At 62.4% G+C, this 4,845-nt stretch carries 4 protein-coding genes; all 4 read left to right on the plus strand.

Annotated elements, in window-relative coordinates:
• A partial coding sequence (locus LLH00_17535) for a glycosyltransferase family 4 protein (GenBank protein ID MCE5273083.1) occupies positions 1 to 912 on the plus strand: 912 nt, incomplete at its 5' end.
• 53 nt (positions 913 to 965) lie between these two features.
• Entirely contained in the window at positions 966 to 1,964 is a 999-nt protein-coding gene (locus LLH00_17540) for a glycosyltransferase family 2 protein (GenBank protein ID MCE5273084.1), read from the plus strand.
• A 333-nt stretch (positions 1,965 to 2,297) separates the two neighbouring features.
• Positions 2,298 to 2,774 (plus strand): HNH endonuclease, encoded by a 477-nt coding sequence (locus LLH00_17545; protein MCE5273085.1) that lies wholly within the window; start codon positions 2,298 to 2,300, stop codon positions 2,772 to 2,774.
• A gap of 119 nt (positions 2,775 to 2,893) precedes the next feature.
• Positions 2,894 to 4,845, plus strand: a 1,952-nt coding sequence (locus LLH00_17550) for a protease (protein ID MCE5273086.1), incomplete at its 3' end; no start/stop codon positions are given.

Genomic DNA, 4,845 nt, shown 5'->3' on the forward strand with positions numbered 1-4,845 from the left:
CTGCGGCGGTGCAACCCGGAAATAATCCAGATCCACCTCTCGCGCGACCTCCTGCTGGTCGAGGCGGCCTGCTCCCTGGCCGGGTTGCGCCCGGCGCTGATCCTGCACAAGCACATCGCCTCGGCCGGGAACAAGAAAGACAGTCTGCACCGCATGCTCTACGGGCGGCTGGACACGGTCATCGCGGTGTCGGATTTTGTAAAGAAAAGCCTCCTGGCCTCCTGTCCGGTCGAGCCGGCAAAGGTGCGGGTTCTGCATTTTGGCCTCGACCCGGAGCGGTTCGCCGCGCCGGGAAGCTTGGACCCGTCCGAACGCGCCCGGGTGCGGTGCGAGCTGGGGGCGGAGAGCGATGACAACGTGCTGGCCGCCGTGATAGGCCGCCTGGAGCGTCGCAAGGGCCAGGACACGTTCTTGCGCGCGGCGACGCTGGCCCTGGAGCAAGAACCTCGCCTGCGTTTCGCCCTGGCCGGACAGGCCGAGGGCGACTGGGGCCGCGAGCTGGAGGCCCTGACCCGCTCGCTCGGCCTTGAGGAGCGGGTGACACTGGCCGGGCACCGCAGCGACATGCGCGCAGTGCTGGCCGCGCTGGACATTCTGGTGGTGCCCTCCCTGGAGGAGGCGTTCGGCTTGAGCGCGGTGGAGGGCATGCTGGCCGGCCTTCCGGTGGTGGCCGCCCGGGCCGGGGCCCTGCCCGAGTTCGTGATCGAGGGCCGGAGCGGCGCTCTCGTGCCGCCCGCCGACCCGCCTGCCCTGGCCGGGGCCCTCACCCGCCTGGCCGCCGACCCGGACAGCCGACGCGCGCTGGGAAGTCGCGCCCGGGCCTGGGCTTTGGAAAACCTCTCGCTGGAAAAGCACCTGAGCGCCCTGGACCGCCTGTACGCCGAATGCCTGGGCTGTCACCCCCGAACCTGAACGCCCGCCACTGCGGCGCTGGACCTGTGCCGGATATGCCCGAACAGCCTGATATGCCTGGACCGGAGCACTGTCCCCCGGTTAGTGTCGTTATCCCTACCTGGAACGGCCGCGCCCTGCTGGAGCGTTTCCTGCCCTCGGTTCTGGCCGCCCTGGCGCATTACCCCGGCGGCGGCGAGCTGCTGGTGGTGGATGACGGGTCCACGGACGGCAGTGGGGAGTTCCTGCGCGAGCGTTTCCCGTCGGTGCGCGCCCTGGAGCAGAAAGTCAACCGCGGGTTCTCGGCCACGGTCAATTGCGGGGTGGAGGCGGCGCGTCACGGGCTTGTCGTCCTGCTCAACAACGACGTGGGCGTGGAGGAGGGGTTCATCGCCCCGCTGGTGCGGCATTTCGTGGATAACCGCGTGTTCGCCGTGGGGGCCAAAAGCCTGGACTGGGACGGGGTGCGGTTCCACGATGGGGGCAAGCTGGGACGCTGGCGGCGCGGGTTCTGGCGGGTCTGGCGCAACTATGACTGCCTGCCCGCGGCGGCGCCCCACGGCCTGGAGCTGATCAGTTTCTACACCCCAGGCGGTTTCGCCGCCCTGGACCGGAGCAAGTGGGCCGCCCTTGGCGGGCTGGATGAGCTGTTCCGGCCGTTCAACTGGGAGGACACGGACCTGTGCTACCGGGCGCTCAAGCGCGGCTGGAAAGTGCTGTACGAGCCGGCCAGCGTGGTCTTTCACCGCCCCAACACGACTATCGCCGGCGGGGCGTTCCGCCGCGGCTATGTGCGCTACATCTCCCGACGGAACAGGCTGTTCTTCCACTGGAAGAACCTGACAGATAACCGTATGCTGGCCGGGCATGTTTTCTTCCTGCTGCTTTCCCTGCCCACGGCCCTGCTGCGCCTGGATTTTCCGGCGCTCGGGGCGGTGTTCGGGGCGCTGGGCAGCCTGGGAGCCATACGCGAGCGCAGGAGAGTGGAGAAAGCCGCCGCCGTGGTCAGCGACCGCGAACTTCGGCGGCGCTTCGAGGGCTTTCCGGGAGGGGCGAAAGTGGAGGTGCGCTGAATCGCGGATGGCACAGTTAAAAGCGGATGACATGGACCAAATAAAAAGTTTGTGAATCGATTTCCTGTAGAGGCACGGCATGCCGTGCCCGCTTTATTCTTTGACCTCTACCTTAAAAAGAGTGAGGTCACAATGTTTGAATTGCCAGTCGAGACACATCAAAAAATCTATGAAGATTCTTTATGGATAAGATCGGAATGCTACAAGTTCTATGTACAACAAAGGAAAATGTATTGTAATTATTTGGAATTATTGGACCTTTGGTTGGTTGCTCCTTACTGTGTAGAATGTGCGATAAATGATCCTTTTGCAGGTAATAGGATTCCTGACATCATGCCGGATAACTGGGAACTTGATTTGCTAATTCATGTTGGAGGGGATGTTCTTAGTCAGACGAAAGATATTTTAGAAGAAAATCCTGATTTTTGTTTTGAATGTAAAAGATGCAGGAAAGAGCTTCGACCGTGGGATCAGGATGAAATTTATGTAGTAACATACCATCTTGAGGAACATTATGGTATTCCACTTGAAACTCCTGGGAGAAAATACCCTAATAAAAAGATGGAAAATCAAATACTCAATTTGTACGATAGAGAATGTTTTAACTGCAAGTCACATGATAAACAACTCACAATCGACCATATATTACCCCAGTGTGCTGGTGGTGATTCTGCTTTCAGAAATCTTCAACCATTGTGCGTAGAATGCCAAAATATAAAAGGAAATACTCATCCACAAGTAAAAGAGGTTTGGTCTAAAATGTACTTTGGTTCTTATCCTTCAGATAGTTACGAACATATGTTTTGGTGAGAATGAAATATCTAAAATCCCCACTCCCTCTTGTCCCGCTCCACGGCCGGTGTTACAATTCAAATATTGACGTTTTTCTCAAATTCATCCTGTTTGAGCCAATTCAAGGAGAACCCGCCATGCCGCGTTCCGGTTTAAGTTTTGCTTGGATGTTCCTGGCCGCCTTTTTCTCACTCGCCGCAGCCCAGCAGTCCGCAGTCGAGCCGCCGGAGGCCACCCCGGACGGCGAAGCCCGCGTTCTGCGCTACCCCGATATCTGCAATGGCACCGTGGTGTTTGTCTACGGCGGCGACCTGTGGAGCGTGCCCGTGGCCGGGGGCGCGGCCACGCGGCTTACCGCCTCGCCGGGCCTGGAGCTGAGCCCGCACTTTTCGCCCGATGGCGCCTGGATCGCGTTCACCGGGGAGTATGACGGCAACCGGGACGTGTACGTGATCCCCGCAGCGGGGGGCGAGCCGAAGCGCCTGACCGTGCGCCAGGCCCACTATGGCGAGCTGCGCCACGGCTACGACAACTACGTGCTGGGCTGGACCCCGGACGGCAAAAAGGTGCTGTTCCGCTCCTGGCGCGCCAGTTTCGAGGCCTGGTTCGAACGCCTGTTCACCGTGGCCGCGGACGGTTCCGCGCCGCCCGAGCTGCTGGAGCTGCCCGAGGGCGGGTTGACCGACTTTTCGCCGGATGGCGGCCGGATCGCCTACAACCGCACGTTCCGTAATTTCCGCACCTGGAAGCGCTATGTCGGCGGGCTGGCCCAGGACATCTGGACCTGGGATTTCGCCGCCAAAAAGAGCGCCCGTCTGACCGACTGGAAGGGCACCGACACCGAGCCGGTCTGGCTGGGCGAGAAAATCTACTATAACAGCGACCAGGGCGGACGTTTTAACATCTGGGAGATGAGTCCGGACGGCAGCGGCAAGCGCCAGCTCACGTTCCACAAGGACTGGGATGTCCGCTGGCTGGGCGGCGGCCCGGGCGGGCTGGTCTACCAGCTCGGAGGCTATCTCTTCCGTCTCGACCCGGCCACGGGCGTGGAGAGCCGTATTCCCGTGCACGCGGGCGGCGACGCCATCGCGGTGCGGCCGGAGTTCAGGAGCGTGGACAAGCTGGTCGAGTCCTACAACCTGTCCTCCACCGGCAAGCGCGCCGTGTTCGAGGCGCGGGGCGACATCTGGACCGTGCCGGCCGAGCACGGCGAGGCCCGTCAGCTCACAGCCACCAGCGGCGCGCGTGAGCACGACCCGAGCTGGAGCCCGGACGGCAAGTGGGTCCTTTATCTATCGGATGAAAGCAGCGAGGACGAGCTCTACCTGGTCGAACCTGGCCCTACCGGGGGCCAGCCGCGCCAGAAAGTGCGCCTTACCTCAGATGGCGCCGTGTACCGCTACGCGCCCATGTGGAGCCCGGACAGCCGCCGGGTGGCTTTCTCGGACAAGAGCCTGCGCCTCTGGGTGCTGGATGTGGCCTCCAAGTCGCTCACCCTGGCCGACACCTCCACGCTCTGGGAGATCACCAGCTACTCGTTCAGCCCGGACAGCCGCTGGCTGGCCTACTCCAAGCCGGTCCAGCGCGACCGTGAGTTCAGCGCCATTTTCCTGTACGACATCCAGAACAAGAAAGTCCAGCGGGTCACGGACGGCATGACCAACGACACCCAGCCGGTGTTCGACCCGGAGGGCAAGTACCTCTATTTCATCTCGGGCCGCGACCTGAACCCGAAGCTGGGCAATTTCGAGATGAGCTACATCTACGAGAAGACCGACCGGGTCTACCTGCTCACCCTGCAGGCCGACTCGCTCAGCCCGCTCGGCCCGCGCAGCGATGAGGAGGAAAAAGCCGCGGCCGCGGCGGATGAGGATGCGGGCAAGCCGGCCAAGGAAGAGAAAAAGGACGGCAAGGCGGCTGCGGAGCCGAAAACGCCCGCCACCCGGATCGATCTGGCCGGCCTGGGCCGGCGCGTGGTGGCCCTGTCCGAGGAGCCGGGCAACTACGGCGGGCTGCGCGCCGCGGCCGGGCGTGTGTTCTGGCTGAGCGCAGAGCAGGGCGGCGGCGAGCCCAGCCTTCTTTGCTACGA

The organism is bacterium (genome assembly GCA_021372515.1).
Lineage (GTDB): Bacteria > Gemmatimonadota > Glassbacteria > GWA2-58-10 > GWA2-58-10 > JAJFUG01.

Coding starts and splice junctions, on each gene's coding strand:
- LLH00_17540 (MCE5273084.1), top strand. CDS start 966: ATGCCTGGACCGGAGCACTGTCCCCCGGTTAGTGTCGTTATCCCTACC.
- LLH00_17545 (MCE5273085.1), top strand. CDS start 2,298: ATGCCGGATAACTGGGAACTTGATTTGCTAATTCATGTTGGAGGGGAT.